This window comes from Reella acinonychis, assembly GCF_052828705.1.
The window spans coordinates 1,469,833-1,487,803 of the sequence record NZ_CM128256.1; the positions used below are offsets into that span (position 1 = coordinate 1,469,833).

The 17,971-nt window shown below is 38.1% G+C and carries 12 protein-coding genes; 2 read left to right on the forward strand and 10 right to left on the reverse strand.

Going from position 1 to position 17,971, the window contains the following annotated elements; translation table 11 throughout:
• Positions 1 to 110 precede the first annotated feature (110 nt).
• The gene (gene sppA, locus ACUXZ4_RS07305) at positions 111 to 1,961 is read right to left on the reverse strand and encodes a signal peptide peptidase SppA (protein WP_464972555.1); all 1,851 of its coding nucleotides are present in this window, start codon (positions 1,959 to 1,961) and stop codon (positions 111 to 113) included.
• A 92-nt stretch (positions 1,962 to 2,053) separates the two neighbouring features.
• On the opposite strand from sppA, the gene ACUXZ4_RS07310 reads away from it, so the two are divergent.
• Both ACUXZ4_RS07310 and ACUXZ4_RS07315 read left to right on the forward strand, forming a co-directional pair.
• Entirely contained in the window at positions 2,054 to 2,605 is a 552-nt protein-coding gene (locus ACUXZ4_RS07310; RefSeq protein ID WP_464972556.1) for a nitroreductase family protein, read from the forward strand.
• 11 nt (positions 2,606 to 2,616) lie between these two features.
• Positions 2,617 to 3,231 carry a DedA family protein gene (locus tag ACUXZ4_RS07315; protein ID WP_464972557.1) on the forward strand — a complete coding sequence of 205 codons (615 nt, stop codon included), beginning with the start codon at positions 2,617 to 2,619 and terminating at the stop codon, positions 3,229 to 3,231.
• Positions 3,232 to 3,333: 102 nt separating this feature from the next.
• On the opposite strand, the gene ACUXZ4_RS07320 is transcribed toward ACUXZ4_RS07315, so the two are convergent.
• The 9 genes from ACUXZ4_RS07320 to glnS form a co-directional block, all read right to left on the reverse strand.
• On the reverse strand, positions 3,334 to 5,781 hold the full coding sequence (locus tag ACUXZ4_RS07320; protein ID WP_464972558.1) for a glycogen/starch/alpha-glucan phosphorylase: 2,448 nt from the start codon (positions 5,779 to 5,781) through the stop codon (positions 3,334 to 3,336).
• Positions 5,782 to 5,847: 66 nt separating this feature from the next.
• Entirely contained in the window at positions 5,848 to 7,278 is a 1,431-nt protein-coding gene (gene glgA / locus ACUXZ4_RS07325; RefSeq protein ID WP_464972559.1) for a glycogen synthase GlgA, read from the reverse strand.
• Between the two features lie 74 nt (positions 7,279 to 7,352).
• Positions 7,353 to 8,657 (reverse strand): glucose-1-phosphate adenylyltransferase, encoded by a 1,305-nt coding sequence (glgC, locus tag ACUXZ4_RS07330; RefSeq protein ID WP_464972560.1) that lies wholly within the window; start codon positions 8,655 to 8,657, stop codon positions 7,353 to 7,355.
• Positions 8,658 to 8,797: 140 nt separating this feature from the next.
• The gene (glgX, locus tag ACUXZ4_RS07335) at positions 8,798 to 10,771 is read right to left on the reverse strand and encodes a glycogen debranching protein GlgX (protein ID WP_464972561.1); all 1,974 of its coding nucleotides are present in this window, start codon (positions 10,769 to 10,771) and stop codon (positions 8,798 to 8,800) included.
• Positions 10,772 to 10,838: 67 nt separating this feature from the next.
• Positions 10,839 to 13,361, reverse strand: coding sequence for a 1,4-alpha-glucan branching protein GlgB (glgB, locus tag ACUXZ4_RS07340; protein ID WP_464972562.1), 2,523 nt, complete (start codon positions 13,359 to 13,361; stop codon positions 10,839 to 10,841).
• A 9-nt stretch (positions 13,362 to 13,370) separates the two neighbouring features.
• Complete coding sequence (gene malQ / locus ACUXZ4_RS07345; protein ID WP_464972563.1) at positions 13,371 to 15,458, reverse strand: 4-alpha-glucanotransferase; 2,088 nt, start codon at positions 15,456 to 15,458, stop codon at positions 13,371 to 13,373.
• Between the two features lie 65 nt (positions 15,459 to 15,523).
• Complete coding sequence (locus ACUXZ4_RS07350) at positions 15,524 to 15,967, reverse strand: YcgN family cysteine cluster protein (RefSeq protein ID WP_464972564.1); 444 nt, start codon at positions 15,965 to 15,967, stop codon at positions 15,524 to 15,526.
• A gap of 59 nt (positions 15,968 to 16,026) precedes the next feature.
• The gene (locus ACUXZ4_RS07355; protein ID WP_464972565.1) at positions 16,027 to 16,173 is read right to left on the reverse strand and encodes a hypothetical protein; all 147 of its coding nucleotides are present in this window, start codon (positions 16,171 to 16,173) and stop codon (positions 16,027 to 16,029) included.
• On the reverse strand, positions 16,174 to 17,838 hold the full coding sequence (gene glnS / locus ACUXZ4_RS07360) for a glutamine--tRNA ligase (protein ID WP_464972566.1): 1,665 nt from the start codon (positions 17,836 to 17,838) through the stop codon (positions 16,174 to 16,176).
• Positions 17,839 to 17,971: the final 133 nt, after the last annotated feature.

Genomic DNA, 17,971 nt, shown 5'->3' on the forward strand with positions numbered 1-17,971 from the left:
TTGTGCCGATACTACTTCAATCGGCATAATATATGTTTAAAAATTATCCGTATTATACAATAAAATAAAAAGGTATAACCAATTAATTTAATTACAATATTGACCGTTTTTTAATTGACTTTGGCGCAGTTTAAACAATACAAATATTGCCCTTTGGGATCATTAAAACGATTTAAATTATGCAAGGGATAAGCATATTGCTCTAATACTTTTGGTAAAGCAAAAGATTGACCAAATAATACGCGCATTTCTTTACGCAACGATTGCACCAATGCGGCCAAACCTTTTTCTTCTTCTACAAACCATTCAACTGCATATTGTTGTTCGCCACCTAATTTTTGATTAGCTAAATCTTGCGCTTTTTTCACCGCACTTTCAAAATCGCCTAGTTCATCAACTAGCTTATGTTGTAATGCTTCTTGACCAAGCCAAACTTGTCCCTGAGCAATTTTATCGACTTCTTGTTTCGTTAATTTTCTGCCACGACTGACTACATCCAAGAACTTATCATAACCATGTTCAATCTCCATTTGATAAATATCATTGACCGTTTTTGATAAAGGACTAAAAGCAGACTGCTCACTTAATGGCGAGGTGCTCACACCATCTTCCGTTACCCCAATTTTCTTCAAACTATTTTCAAAAGTCGGAAACATAGCAAAAATACCGATAGATCCTGTAATGGTGTTCTTATCCGCGATGATATAATCTGTTGTGCTAGCAATCCAATAACCGCCTGAAGCTGCCATTGCCCCCATTGAAGTCACCACAGGTTTACCAGCACGTTGCAAATTATCAATTTCTTGACGAATAATTTCCGAAGCAAATGCACTACCACCTGGACTATTAACCCGTAAAATAACCGCTTTTACCGATTTATCTTGTTTAGCCAAATTTAATAAACGAGAAACGCTATCACCGCCCACATCTTCTTCTGAATTCTCGCCATCAACAATGGCTCCTTCAACATTAATAACCGCAATTTTAGGCTCATTTTGGCTTTCAAAACGATCGGGCAATAAAGCTAAGTAATCGTCAAAATCAATACTTTTAATTTCATTACTCTCAGTTTTGCCAAAAAGTGCGGTTAATTTTTGCTGCATTTCTGCTCGAGTAGCAAAATGCGTCACAAGCTTACGTTGTTTCACATAAGCTGTACTATCACCTTTTAACGATTTTAATTCTGCTAAGAATTGTGCTGAATCCGGCAACACTTTACTTTTATCTATTTGACGATTATGTGCAACTAAATCCAGATAATTTTCCCACATAGCACCTAACCAACGTTGCGTATTGGTTTTGGCTTCAGGCGACATATTGTCTCGTAAGAAGGGCTCCACCGCAGATTTATAAGTCCCTACACGGAAAATGTGCGGTGTAATTTCCAGCTTTTCTAACAAGGATTTAAAATAAAGATTTTGTGCTGACAAACCATGAATATTCACATCGCCAACTGGATTAAGGTAAATTTCATCCGCAAAACTTGCCAATAAATATTGGCTTTGATTGTAATTATCCGCAAAAGCAATTACCGGTTTCTTTTGTTGTTTAAAATCCTTAATCGCATTGCCAATATATTCTAATGCAGGCAAATCTGCGCCTTCAAAATAATTTAAATCTAGCACCAAGCCTTTAATGCGTTCATCTTGTTTCGCAGCCTCAATGGTATAAACCACATCAAAAGTCGAAATTTTGCGAGGAATAGGCTTATCTTCCAATTCATTTAGTGCTTGTTGCCAAGTCATTCCTTGTTCACGATTATCCGCAAGGTAGCCATCTAAAGCTAACCATAATGCGCCATCAACCTGTGCTGAATGTTGCTGCGAAGAATTGGAATTAATAAGACTAAATACCGTAATCGCCAACAGAACAAAAAGCAAAAAAACAAGATTCATCACCACGCGGCGAACAAAATTGAGTGTTTTCCAAATGAATTTAAAAAAACGAAAAAGAGAATTCATATATATCCTAGTGAATAGTAAAAAACTGCAAGGAATATACCGTAAAAATGTGGTAGAATCTACCGCACTTTATTAAAGAATTTATAAAAATAATGGATACCTTAACATTACTTACCACTCGCCGTTCAAATAAAAAATTAGTGCCACCAGCACCGAATAAAGCACAATTAGAGCAAATCTTTCATGCGGCACTCCATGCACCTGATCATGGTCGATTACATCCTTATCACTTTGTTGTTATTGAAAAAGAAGGATTAACAACTTTAGCTGACCTCTTAACGCAAACAGCGATTGAGTTTAATTTAGATGAACGACAATTCGGCAAAATCGCTGGGATATGTAGCAAACCAATGATTATTGGGGTTGTTGCCAAAATTGATCCCCATATAGAAAAAGTGCCCGCTTGGGAGCAACAATTAACTGCGGGTTGTGCTGTTTATGCTATGCAATTAGCAGCACAAAGTCTGGGGTTTGATAATGTTTGGATCACAGGGAAATGGACCGAAGGAACGGCATTACACCAAGCTTTTGGTTGCACCGAGCATGATAAAATCATTGCCTTGTTAATGGTTGGTAGCGCAGAAGAAAAAATGGAACGAGAAGCCAAACCTTTTGATTTATCTCATTTTGTTTCGTATTTATAGGATGATGTTTTATGGATTTATTAGTTAGCTTTTTTACAGATTATGGCTACTGGGCAGTATTATTTGTTCTGCTAATTTGCGGATTTGGTGTGCCAATCCCAGAAGATATTACGCTTGTTTCTGGTGGCATTATTGCAGGACTTTATCCTGAAAATGTCAATGTGCACATCATGCTTGTGGTCAGCATGATTGGGGTTTTGGCTGGCGATAGCACAATGTATTGGCTAGGGCGAATTTATGGTGTCAAAATTTTAAGATTCCGCCCTATTCGCAAACTTGTCAACGTAAAACGTCTGCGGATGGTGCGGGAAAAATTTGAACGCTATGGCAATCGTGTTTTATTTGTTGCTCGTTTTTTACCTGGCTTACGCGCCCCAATTTATATGGTTTCAGGTATCACTCAACGAGTGAGCTATACTCGCTTTGTACTATTGGATTTCTTTGCTGCCATTATATCTGTGCCAATTTGGGTTTATCTAGGCTTCTATGGTGCCAATAATCGCGAATGGCTCGCCCATCAAATTAAAACAGGACAAACGGGGTTATATATTTTCTTAGGCTTACTTGCTGCTTTTATCGCTTTCAAAGTCTATAAAGGCAAAAAAGAAAAAGCCGAACAAGAATAGTTTGCCATATAAAAGTGCGGTGAAAATCACCGCACTTTTTTAAACTCTATTTTTACCAAACAAAAATCCTCGCCACTTGACGAGGATTTCTTTTTTACTTAATTAAACTTTTAGAGGTTTAATATTCCAAATACGCTCTGCATATTCAGCAATAGTACGGTCAGATGAGAAGAAACTCATATTGACAATATTTTGTAATGTACTATCGACCCAAGCTTCTTTATTTTGGAATTTCTCATCCACAACTTTTTGTGCTTCAACATAGCTACGGAAATCAGCAAATGATTGATAATAATCATGATACTGTAATCCGCTTAATAGCTGATGATAGCGATTAGGTTCATTTGGAGAAAAATGACCACCAATAATTTGGTCAATTACTTGACGTAATTCCGCATCGTTTTGGTAATAATCAAATGGGCGGTATCCGTTACGACGTAACTCGTCAACCTGCTCTACGGTGTTACCAAAGATAAATACGTTGTCAGCACCAACGTTTTCTAAAATTTCAACGTTTGCACCATCTAATGTACCTAATGTTAATGCACCATTTAAAGCGAATTTCATGTTACTTGTACCAGATGCTTCAGTACCCGCTAGAGAAATTTGCTCTGAAATATCTGCGGCTGGAATAATTAATTCCGCTAAGCTTACGCTATAGTTAGGAATATAAACTAATTTTAAGCGATCTTTTAAGCGAGGATCATTATTAATCACATTCGCAACATCGTTAATGAGATTGATGGTTTGTTTTGCTGCATGGTAAGCTGATGCCGCTTTACCAGCTAAGATAAACACGCGAGGTGTCCAATCTTTTTCAGGGTTAGCTAACATTGCGTTATAACGAGCAACAATATGTAACACATTAAGGATTTGGCGTTTATATTCATGAATACGCTTCACTTGTACATCAAATAGCGCATTTGGATTAACAGTTACGCCTAATTCTTTCTTAATATAAGCCGCTAATTTTGCTTTGTTAACATGTTTAATGTTGTAAACAGCTTCTTTGAATGATGCATCGCCAATATAGCTTTCTAAATTGCGTAATTGACTTAAATCTCTACGCCATTCATTACCAATATATTTATCAAATAATGCAGATAAATTCGGGTTAGCAACACCAATCCAGCGGCGAGGCGTGATACCGTTAGTCACGTTAGTGAAACGCTCAGGATAAATACGTGCAAAATCAGAGAAAGTTGATGTCACCATTAAGTCAGAGTGGATTGCTGCCACACCATTAATTTTGTGTGAACCAACAACAGATAACCAACCCATACGAACTTTACGGTTATTACCTTCTTCAACTAAGGACACTCGACGAATGAAGTTTTCATCTTGAGTCACATTCTCACGCACATAAGTTAAGAAATGATCATTAATTTCAAAAATCATTTGTAAATGACGTGGTAATAAGCTACCCATCATTTCAACAGACCATGTTTCTAATGCTTCTGACATGAGGGTATGACAAGTATAAGAACAAATAGCAACGGTCATTTCCCATGCTTTTTCCCATGCGTAGCCTTCTTCATCTACTAAAATACGCATTAATTCAGGGATTGTTAATGCTGGGTGAGTATCATTTAGATGGATAGCCACTTTGTCTGCTAAATTATCTAAGGTGCCATGAGTACGTTTATGGCGTTTCAAAATGTCTTGTAATGAAGCAGATACTAAGAAATACTCTTGGCGTAAACGTAATTCACGACCCGCCCAAGTTGAATCGTCTGGGTAAAGTACACGAGAAACGTTTTCACTTGATGAACGCTCTTCGATTGCACCGAAATAGTCCCCTTGGTTAAATTTCGCCAAGTTGAAGTTATCCCCCGCTTTAGCAGACCATAAACGCAATGTTGCAGCAGCATCTGTTGCATAACCCGGGATCATTTGGTCATAAGCTAAGGCAGAAATTTCTTCAGCTGGCGTCCAAACACATTTTTTACCTTCAAAATGGATATTACCGCCAAAATGAATGTTAAAACGTTTAGATGGACGGATATATTCCCAAGGATAGCCTTTTTCTAACCAAGCATCTGGTTTCTCTACTTGGCGACCATCTTCAATATGTTGTTGGAACATACCGTATTCATAACGAATACCATATCCCATACCTGGTAATGCCAACGTTGCAATTGAATCCATAAAACAAGCAGCTAAACGGCCTAAACCACCGTTACCTAAACCTGGATCTACTTCTTTTTCTAATACATCTTCTAAATCAACATGCAATTCACTTAATGCTTGTTTAGCAATGTCATACACCCCTTCAGCAAGTAAGGCATTTGACAAGGTTCTTCCCATTAAGAATTCCATTGATAAATAATAAACGCGACGTGTTTCTTCTGAACGAGCTTGTCTTGCTGTAGAAATCCAGCCTTCTGTGACTAAATCGCGCACAGCATATAATGTTGCGTTTAACCAATCACGTTGGCTTGCTTCTTCTGGTGAACGACCAATTGCAAAAACTAATTTATAAACAATTGATTTCTTTAGTGATTCGACACTTTCCTCGGGACGACTATAGGAAAATAGTTGATCTGTCATTAATAAACTCCATACATATATAATAAAATAGTGCGGATTTTAACCGCACTTTGATAAAAAATCCAACTAAATTTTATAATAAAGGGATTGATAGCTTCTTGCTGCCAGTGTCCAACTGAAGTCTTGCTCCATCGCATTCGCCCTTACACTGAACCATAAACGCTGTTTTTGCCATAGATTAAAGGCATTAATTAAGGCTTGGCGTAAGGAATAAGGATCGGCGTGCTCAAAGGCAAATCCTGTTGCGGTTCCGGCTTTGATATTTTCACTCGAACTGTCAACAACAGTATCAGCCAATCCACCAGTAGAGCGAACTAAAGGTAAGGTACCATATTTCAAACCATATAATTGGGTTAATCCACAAGGTTCAAAACGGCTTGGAACTAAAATAACATCGCCACCAGCAACCATTAAATGAGATAAAGGTTCGTCGTAGCCAATTTTAGCCGCCACATTATTAGGGTAATATTGGGTTAAACCATATACGCCTTCTTCTAAATTCGGCGAACCTGAGCCTAAAATAATTAGCTGTCCACCTTGTTTAACGATTTCATCCGCACTTTCTAGTAATAAATCAACCCCTTTTTGTTCTGTTAAACGCGTAATCATTACAAAGAGTAAGGCTTCAGGATCTTGAGGCAAGTTGAAATATTCTTGTAATTTTTGTTTATTCTTTTTCTTACCACCCATAAATTTTAATTTATAGTGATCCTCAATATATGGATCATTATTCGGATGCCACACTTGTTCATCAACGCCGTTTAAAATGCCATGTAAACGACCTTGGTAAGATAAAGTCGATAATAACCCTTCTAAACCATAAGCAAATTCAGGACGTGTAATTTCTTTTGCATAGGTTGGACTGACTGCCGTTGCCGCATCAGAATAGAATAAACCTGCTTTTAAGTAAGAAATTTGTCCATACAATTCTAAACCATCTACATGGAACATATCCCAAGGTAAACCAATTTCATAAAGATGGTGATAGGAGAATTTACCTTGATACGCTAAATTATGAATAGTAAATACGGATTTAGCTGGGCGACCTTTTAAATGCAAATAAGCACTAGTTAAACCTGCATGCCAGTCATGGGAATGAACAACTTCTGCTCGCCACCAAAAATCCAAACCAACAGCTAATTCCGCACCAATCCAACCTAATAATGCAAAGCGTTTATAGTTATCGATATAGTCGTTATACCATTGGTCATGATAAGGATTGCCCTCTCTTGCATAAAGATGTGGTGCATCGATAATATAAACACCCACATCATCTAATTTTCCATAACGTAATGTCACATAACCCGCAAAAGTATGGACTTCTGCAACAACAACTGTTTCAGGAATCCCACGCATAATTGCTGGGTATCCTGGAATTAATACCCTTGCTTCATCGCCAATTTGATTTTGTGCTTTTGGTAAAGCCCCTAATACATCTGCAAGTCCGCCGGTTTTTAATAAAGGGTAAATTTCAGAGCACACATGTAAAATATTCATCTTTCATTCTCTTTTTTGAAGATAGCTAAAATAACAATGGACGCCAATAATGGCGTCCGTATCAATTAGAGGGATTAATCTAAATTTTCTTCAGATAATACCGTTTCCCCTTGCAGTTTCTGTAACATGCTTCGAGTAACAAGAACAATACCATTCTGGCTGACACGGAAACGTTTTTTATCTAATTCTAAATCAACACCGATTTGCAAACCATCTGGAATTGTCACATTACGATCCACGATACAACGTCTCAAGGTTACATTTTTACCTACTGTTACCTGTGGTAAAACAACACTATGATCAATTATTGAGCCTTCATTCGCTTTCACATTGTCAAATACAACAGAATAACTAATAGAAGCATCGGTAATCAAACAGCCACCGGCAATCAATGAGTTATCTACCGGACGTTCAATTGGTTGATGATAGAAGAATTTTGATGGATAAGGCTGAATTGGGTTACCACGAATTGGCCAGCTCGGATCATAAATATCAAGTTGAGGTTGTTCGGAAACCAAATCAATGTTGGCTTGCCAGAAACTATCAAGTGTACCCACATCGCGCCAGTAAATAGATCCATTCGTATTTCGACCTTTGCAAGAACGATCAAATGGATGGGCATATAACACGCCCTCTTCTAATGCTAACGGCATCACATCTTTACCAAAGTCATGAGATGTATAAGGTGTATCAACAATATGTTCTAACACGTTATATAAATAATCCGCATCGAATACATAAATACCCATTGAAGCCAAAGAAGAATTTGGTTTATCAACCATTGGTGGTGGATCTTTTGGTTTTTCTACGAAGGCTTTAACTTTTAAGTTTTCATTAACCGCCATTACGCCAAATTCTTTTGCACTTTCACGAGGCACTTCAATACAACCAACTGTACATTTTGCGCCACTGGTAACATGGTCAAGAATCATTTGTGCGTAATCCATTTTATAAATATGGTCACCTGCTAAAATTAAAACATATTTTGGTTTATAGTGGTCGCGGATAATCGCCATATTTTGATAAACCGCATCCGCTGTACCACGATACCAAGTATTATCATCAATTTGTTGGCGCGCAGGTAACATATCAACGAATTCACCGCGCTCTTGTGGTAGAAACGACCAACCCGTTTGTAAATGGCGTAATAAAGAATGAGCTGCATATTGTGTAATGACACCGATACGGTTTAATCCCGAGTTAATACAGTTAGACAATGCAAAATCAATAATACGGCGGTTACCACCAAAATATAGGGCTGGCTTAGCGCGTTTATCTGTTAATTCATATAGACGAGAACCTCGTCCCCCTGCCAAAATTAATACTAAAGTATCTTTGACTAATTCGTGTTTGCTCGGTTGTGAAATATTGCTGCTCATAAACAGATCTCCATAAAATAAAATTTGCGAATTAATCGTTTCAGTTAAGGTATGATGTATTTCAACATTCCTTACAACCCATTATAGTTAGAATGTAATTTATTTCTGTGATATACCTCAAATTTTTATAAAAAAGTCGGTTATTTTCGGGAAAAGACATGTAATCCGATCTGTTCAATCTCGCATTCTCCCTCCACGATTTTTTCGGCAATTAAATCGAGCATTTTCCATTGTCCTTCTGGTAAGACAAAATGCTGAATGTCATCTTTGCCATTGATAAGGAATAACCACTGCTCATCGAGTAAAATTTGTAAATTTTTACTTTCCTGATTCTGCCAATCCCCTTCATTCATTGGATTGCCCCATTGATTGAGCCAACGAACATTCTCATCGCTCCACCATTTATCCTGACACAAGCTCGCAATTTTTTTACGTAATTGAATGGCTTGTTTTGTCGCCACAAATAAAGCGCGGTCAAAATTTTGCCATTTTAGCCAACTAATTTCATTATCCTGGCAGTAAGCATTATTGTTGCCATATTGCGTATTGCCGAACTCATCGCCTGCTAATAACATCGGCGTACCATTAGATAATAATAAACTGCGCAATAATGCCATACTGGTTAAAAATCGTTGATTTTCCACCGCACTTTGTTGCTGCAATGGTAAGGCATTGACCATTCCTTCAACACCATGGTTATAGCTGAAATTATCATTGCGTCCATCACGATTATCTTCGCCATTCGCCAAATTATGCTTATGGTTATAACTCACTAAATCGCGTAATGTAAAACCGTCATGTGCGGTTAAAAAATTCAACGTTTTATGTGGGTATTGGTTTTCCTTGCGATAAATATCACTTGAACCAGCTAAACGTTCAGCAAAAGCGCCTAAGTTGCCACTTTTCCACAACCAAAATAAGCGCATATCATCACGATAGCGGTCGTTCCATTCTGCAAAATAGGCGGGGAATCTTCCCACTTGATATCCGCCTTCACCAAGATCCCAAGGTTCACAAATCAATTTGCATTTGCTTAAAATAGGATCTTGTTCCATTTCCGTTAATAGTACTGCTTTAGGATTAAATTCAGGGCTTTCTCTGCCTAAACTGGTGGCTAAATCAAAACGAAAACCGTCAATATGATATTCTGTTACCCAATAGCGTAAACAATCCAACACCCAAGCTCTGCTCGCTGGTTTTGAAATATCCAGCATATTTCCACAACCTGTCCAATTCAGATATTGCCCTTGCTCGTTTTGCCAATAATAAGTTTGATCATCAATGCCACGCTGACTAAAAGTTGGATAATATTTTTCACTCTCTGCACTATGGTTAAAAACAATATCCAAAATCACTTCAATGCCCGCTTTATGCAACTTTTTAACCATTTGCTTAAATTCGATCTCTGGTTCTTCTGTTGCAGCATAATTAGGCTCTAAAGCAAACATGGCTAAAGGATTATATCCCCAGTAATTACTTAAGCCTTTTTCCTGTAAGTGCGGTTCATTTATGGCAAAATTGACCGGCAATAGCTCAACCGCAGTAATACCAAGATCCTGCAAATAAGCAATGCTTTTTGCATGCGCTAATCCCGCATAAGTCCCACGAATATTTTGGGGTAAATCTTCGCGTAATTGGCTAAATCCTTTCACATGCAATTCATACACAATTGTGTTAGCCCAAGGTGTTTGCAACGATTTATCATCCTCCCAATCAAATTCTGTTGGTTGATATACGACTGCTTTAGGTGCTTTTTGTGCATTATCACGATCATCAGAAAGGAGAAACCAAGAGCAAGCTTCATAATGAGATAAATCAGGTTTGCCGACCACTTTTTTGGCGTAAGGATCGAGCATTAATTTGTTCGGGTTGCTTAATTCATTATCGCCATAAATACGATAGCCATATTTAGTCCCCTCAGAGATATTCGGCAACCAACATTGCCAAATATGTTTGTCATTGACTTGCATCGCGAAGCGTTGTTCATTGTCTTGTTCATCAAATAAACAAAGTTCAATATGGCTTGCTTGTGATGAATACAGGCTAAAATTTACGCCTGATTGTTGATTTCGTTGTTCAAATTGAATTCCCATTTCAGTTTGCAAATCTTGCATTGTTCATTCCTACTACAATAATAAAATGATAGGGCGTATCGCTACGCCCTAAATGAGTGAAATAATATTATTTGGCAGTTTTTGCCTTTGTTGTTTTTTCTGTTGCTTTTTTCTCTTTTGCAGCTTTGGCTGTTTTCGTTTTTTCTTCTTTTACCTTAACCACCTTTTCTGCTTTCGCTTTTACCACTTTTTCTGTTTTTTCTTTATCCGCTTTAGCTGTTTTTGCTTTTTCTGCTTTCGCAGCCGTAGATTTCACAGATTTAGTGGTTTTCGTTTTTTCTGCAGTTGTGGCTTTTGCTTTGACTGTTCTTGTTTTTTTAACAGTCTTCTCTGCCCCCATTTCAGCCTCTTTTACCGCTTTCGGCTGACGCGGCTTACGCGTTTTTTTCACTGCTTTCTCCACTTTTTTCCAACGGAGATAAACTGTTGCTAATGGCGGTACAACAACAGAAATAGAATGCGCTTTTCCATGGCTTTCCACTTCCTCTGAGACAACAACGCCAGAATTACCCAAATTCGATCCTTTATAATAAACTGAATCTGTATTTAGGATTTCTTCATATTCGCCTTCGGCATTAACACCAATTCGGTAATTTTCACGAGGCACAGGTGTAAAGTTACTGACCACAATAATGCGTTCACCATTGCTATCACAGCGTTCAAAGGCAAATACCGAATTTTGTGCATCATCAACAACAAGCCAATTAAAGCCTTCTGGTTTGCTATCTAACTGATAAAGTGCGGTGTGATTTTTGTAAGTTTTATTCAAATCCTTCACTAACTGCAACACACCTTTATGCCAACCGCCGCCATGGTAATCATCTAGCAAGAACCAATCCAAGCTTTCTTCGTAATTCCATTCTCGACCTTGAGCAAATTCATTCCCCATAAATAAAAGTTTTTTGCCCGGATAACCCCACATATAAGCATAATATGCACGTAAATTAGCAAATTTTTGCCATGCATCCCCTGGCATTTTACCTAGCAATGAACATTTACCATGCACCACTTCATCATGTGATAAAGGCAATACGAAGTTTTCACTGTATTGATATAGCATACCAAATGTCATTTTACTGTGATGATATTGGCGATAAATTGGGTCAAGTTTCATATAGGATAAAGTATCATTCATCCAACCCATATTCCATTTATAATGGAAACCTAAACCTCCATGCTCTGGTGGCAAAGTCACCCCAGCGAAAGAAGTCGATTCTTCTGCAACACTCATTGTGCCAGAGGCTTCAGTGCCTAAGACATAGTTAGTATGTTTTAAAAACTCAATGGCTTCTAAATTTTCACGCCCACCATATTGATTCGGGATCCATTGACCATCAGAACGGCTATAATCGCGATAAATCATCGAGGCTACCGCATCAACACGCAAGCCATCTAAGCCAAAACGTTCTAACCAATATAATGCATTACCTGATAAGTAATTTTTCACTTCATGGCGACCATAATTATAAATTAAGGTATTCCAATCTTGATGGTATCCTTCTTTTGGATCGGCATGTTCATACAATGCTGTACCATCAAAAGCCGCTAAACCATGGGTATCGCTTGGGAAATGGCCTGGCACCCAGTCTAAAATCACATTAATGCCCGCTTTGTGCGCTTTTTCAACAAAACGTTTAAATCCTTCTGGTGTACCAAAACGACTTGTTGGTGCATAAAGACCTAGCGGTTGGTAGCCCCAAGAACCGTCAAATGGGAATTCAGAAATCGGTAACAATTCAATGTGGGTAAAGCCCATATCTTTTACATAAGGAATGAGCTCATCACCTAGCTGATCATAATCTAACCAGAAATTATTTTCTAAATTACGTCTCCAAGATCCTAAATGCACTTCATAAATAGAAATAGGTTGATCAGATTGATTTGCTTTGCGACGTTGCTCGGTCATTTCAACAATTTCAGGCAATGCACTCACTTGTGAAGCGGTATCTGGGCGTAATTGAGCTGCAAACGCGTAAGGGTCTGCTTTAAGACGCAAATGATTGTTGCTATCTAATAATTCAAATTTATACAGCTGTCCTAATGTGACTTTTGGAATAAATAATTCCCATACACCGCTACTTGCATGGAAACGCATTGGATGACGACGACCATCCCAATAGTTAAAATCCCCGACGACAGATACACGTTTTGCATTTGGTGCCCATAAACGGAAGTTCACCCCTGCAACACCATCATGTTCAATAAAATGTGCACCTAACACTTCATAAGGGCGTAAATGCGAACCTTCAGCCAATAACCAATGATCTAATTCCTCAATCATTGGATGGAAACGATAAGGATCTTCAATTAACAGACTTTCATGACCCCAAGTCACTTCTAACTGATAAGCAAAAAATTCTCGAATATCTGGCACAACGCCACAGAAAAAACCTCGCTCATCAATACAATCTAAGGTTAATAAAGGTTGTTGGGTGTCACGATGAATAACGACAACCTGATCAGCATCAGGCATTAACACTCGCACCTCAATGCCTCGCTCTGTTTCATGCATACCCAATACTGCAAAAGGATCTGCATGAGTACCATTAAAAAAAGCATTAATTACGGATTGTTCTACTAATTTTTTCATAAGCCATTCCTACTGTTGATTTCGGTTGTGGTTGATTTCAGTCAATAACGCTTGAATGCGAGGATTGATAAAAATCTGCTCTAAAGGTAATGCTAATTTTCGTTGCCAATTAGGATATTCTGTTGATGTACCTGGTAAATTAAACGACATTTCCTGATCAATCAAGTTTTCTAACTGTACCCCTATCAATAAACTCTGACTTTGGGCTAAATAACGATGGATGACGACATTAAGATGATCATGCATCGCCATACTCATTGCATCACCTTGATAATCATCGGGTAAATATTGATCTCGATGTAATGTATTCAATAAAGCCTGTTTATCTTGCACACGCTGATCATATTTTTGTTGCAAGAAATCACCTTGTAAAATGCCCAATTGGTTAAATAATTCCAGATCACGACAATGCCAGAAACTGCGTAACGAAGGCACATCATGTGTACCAATGGTCGCAAAGGCATGAGTTGGATAATGATCAGCGCGTGGAAATTCGCCATGACGTTGTGAGAAGTACAGCACAAAATAGGAAAAAATGAAAAACTCACTTAATTTTGACCGCACTTCATCAGGAACAGTCCCCAAATCTTCGCCAACGACCATACAATAATTACGCTGACTTTCAATGGCTAAAATGGCCATTAACTCATCAAACGGATAATGCACATAAACACCATCGCTCGCGTTTTTATGTTCAGGGATCAGCCATAAACGGAATAAACCCATCACATGATCAATACGTAACACGCCAAAATATTGCATATTGGCACGTAACATTTCAATAAAGGGCTGGAATCCTCTTGCTTTTAATATGGAAGGATTATAGGGTGGCAAGTTCCAATTTTGACCAACGGGTCCTAGAGGATCTGGCGGCGCACCGACGCTTGCATTCACACAATATAATTCAGGATCGCACCATACATCAGCACTGCCTCTGGAACTTTGCACTGCAAGATCACCATAAATGCCTAATTGCATCCCCACATCTTTGGCAACTTGTTGCACTTCTGCTAATTGTTGCTCGGTCAGCCATTGTAACCAAGCATAAAACAGCACTTCAGCTTGATATTTTTGATGTAATGCTTGGCGTTGTTTTTGATCGAGTTGCTGCCATTCTGCCTGCCAACCTAACCAACCGATTTGATTTTCATCTTCTGGCATGCCCTGATGTGATTGTTGATCTAACACATCAAATAATGCTTGATCCAACAACGCCTCGCCATGTTGTTGCATAAATTGCTGGAATTGTTGACGGCGCTCGATGATTTCTGCACTTTTGCTACGATTACTAAATGCAAAGAGTTGTTTAAGCGCCTCTAATTTCAACGCAAAAACTGCCGCATAATTTACGTTATCCTCATTTCGCAGCTGCTCAATATATTGTTGCTGCTGATTAAACCAATTTTGCGTCGATTTGGCATAAGCAAATTCAGGTAGTTGATCCACCGCTAAATACATAGGATTAAGCCAACGACGAGAAGCTGCACTATAAGGACTTGCCCAGTCTGGTACAGCGGCATACATTTTGTGTAGAGGATTAATACCGATAAAATCTGCACCAAATTGCACCGCACTTTTAATTAAATAAATCAAATCCGCAAAATCACCGACACCCCAGTTACGCGCTGAGCGCAAACTATAAAGTTGCACATTCAATCCCCAAGCTTTTTTATTTTGTAATACAGGGGATTGAAAACTGGTTTTGGGTTGAACCAATAAACGAATGGTTTTCTGCTGATTTTTATTGCGTAAATTTAGCTGATAATACCCCATAGATAACGCAGGCAAGCTAATTTTTTGTGCTGCTTTTTGCTCAAAAATGGCTTGCTGATTTTCATCTACAAGTTGGCAAGTTACAGTGGAAGTAAAGAAATGTTGAAAATCATATTCTGTTGTTTGTGCTTCATTTAACACAACAACATCATCAAATAAGGGGCTGTTTTGCGCGGTTGAATTGTCACGTTTTTGGGTAAAAAGCGCGGTGAAATAATCTAATGTTTCGGGCTTCACATAAATTAAATGCCCATCAATATCATAATGAGATAAGGAAATACCGAGTTGTTCGGCTTGTTGCTTTTGTTGTTCTGAAAACATCATATACCGCCTTAGCAATCATTCTGCTTTCATTCTAGCAAGGCGGCAAATAAACACAATCGATTTAGCTAAATTTTGTGATCTTCATCAATCACAAAATCAAACCAATCAATGACGTCACGTTCATGAATACCATTTTTGATCATCACATTAGCTAATTTAACAGATTCTGGTTTACCTGAAATTAAAGGATGCCAATCAAATAACGGCTTGCCCTCATAAAGCAAGCGATAAGCACATGTGGAAGGCAACCAAACGAAATCAGGTAAATTTTTCTTGGTTAGCTTGGTACAATCTTTCTCAATTTTGAATCGGTTAGGATAATCACTGCATTTGCCACAGTCCAAATCCAGCAAATTACAAGCAATGCGGGTAAAATACAGGCGCTCACGCTTACCGTGGCCTTCAATAAATTTACGATAACAGCATTTTCCACAACCATCACATAGCGCTTCCCATTCTGCTTCGCTCATTTCCGCTAAAGATTTCTGTTCCCAAAATCGTTGTTGCATGAGATGTCCTTAATAAAAAGTGCGGTTAAAATTTTTGATTTTTTAACCGCACTTTAGGCTTATTTATTAATTTGGAATGATTGACTTGCTTTGTCGTATTTCATTCCCGAATGAGAGCCTTCTGAACCATTAAAATAGATATCTTTTGGTTGAGAACAAGCCGCTATCATAAGGACACCGGCAATCAATAACATGAGTTTTTTCATTTAAAATCCTTCTTTTAAGCTGACCGTCAAGTTAAATACTAAATGATCTGGACGACTGTATTTGCTATCCGCACAATAATAACCTTCACGCTCAAATTGATAAGCTTGTTCTGGTTGTGCATTTGCTAAACTTTTTTCCACAACACCCTGTTTGATAATCAATGAGTCAGGATTGATTGCAGCAAGAATATCTTCTTCTGCACCAGGATTAGCTACAGTGAATAAACGCGAATATTGACGGAATTCTGCTGGGCAATTTTGCATTGCAGATACCCACTGAATTACCCCTTTTACTTTACGACCATCCGCAGGATTTTTGCCTAAAGTGTCAGGATCATAAGTACAATAAATAGTGGTCACTTTGCCTTCTGCATCTTTTTCTACACGCTCTGCTTTGATCACGTAAGCATTGCGTAAACGCACTTCTTTGCCTAGCACAAGACGTTTATATTGTTTATTGGCTTCTTCGCGGAAATCGGCTTCATCAATATAAAGTTCACGAGTGAAAGGCAATTCACGCACACCTAATTCTTCGCGATTTGGGTGATTTGGTGCCGTTAAAATTTCTTCCCCTTCAAAGTTTTCAATAATCACTTTTACTGGGTTAATAACCGCCATTGCACGTGGTGCATTGGTGTTTAAGTCATCACGAATACAGGATTCTAACGCACTATATTCCACCACATTATCTTGTTTGGTGACACCAATACGACGTGCAAATTCACGCAATGAAGCTGGTGTATAACCACGACGACGCAAACCTGAAACCGTAGGCATACGCGGATCATCCCAACCATCAACAATGCCATCATTGACTAATTTCAACAATTTACGTTTAGACGTTAAAGTGCCTTCTAAATTTAAACGAGAAAATTCATATTGGTGTGGCAATGGACGTTCAATGGAAATATTATCTAACACCCAATCATATAAACGACGATTATCTTGGAATTCCAAAGTACATAATGAATGGGTAATACGTTCAATCGCATCGGAAATACAATGAGTGAAATCATACATTGGATAAATGCACCATTTATCGCCTGTTTGATGATGACTTGCAAATTTAATACGATATAACACAGGATCGCGCATCACCATAAATGGTGATGCCATATCAATTTTAGCGCGTAAACTGGCTTTACCTTCTTCAAATTCGCCATTTTTCATTTTTTCAAATAACGCTAAGTTTTCTTCAACAGAACGATTACGATATGGACTATTTTTACCCGGCTCTGTTAAGGTACCACGATATTCACGCATTTCTTCTGGCGATAATTCACAAACATAAGCCAAGCCTTTTTGAATTAACTCAATGGCATAGGCATAAAGTTGATCAAAATAATCTGATGCATAACGCACTTCGCCTTCCCAGTTAAAACCAAGCCATTTTACGTCTTGTTTAATAGATTCAACATATTCCACATCTTCTTTTACAGGGTTAGTATCATCAAAACGTAAATTACATAACCCATTGTAATCTTTAGCAATACCAAAGTTTAAACAAATGGATTTTGCATGACCAATATGCAAATAACCATTAGGCTCTGGTGGAAAACGTGTATGTACATGCGTATGTTTGCCTGAAGCCAAATCTTCATCAATAATATGGGTAATAAAGTTACTCGGACGAGCTTCTTCTAATTCAATATTCTCTGTTGTCATAGTACTAAATTGCGTTGTTAAAAATTCTGTTCATTCTACACGTTTTAGCCTGAAAATTCAAAAGTTTGCTTTATCTTGCAAGCGCCTATTTATTTTAAATTCAAGCGTGCTTTTACATAAAACATGAGGAAAA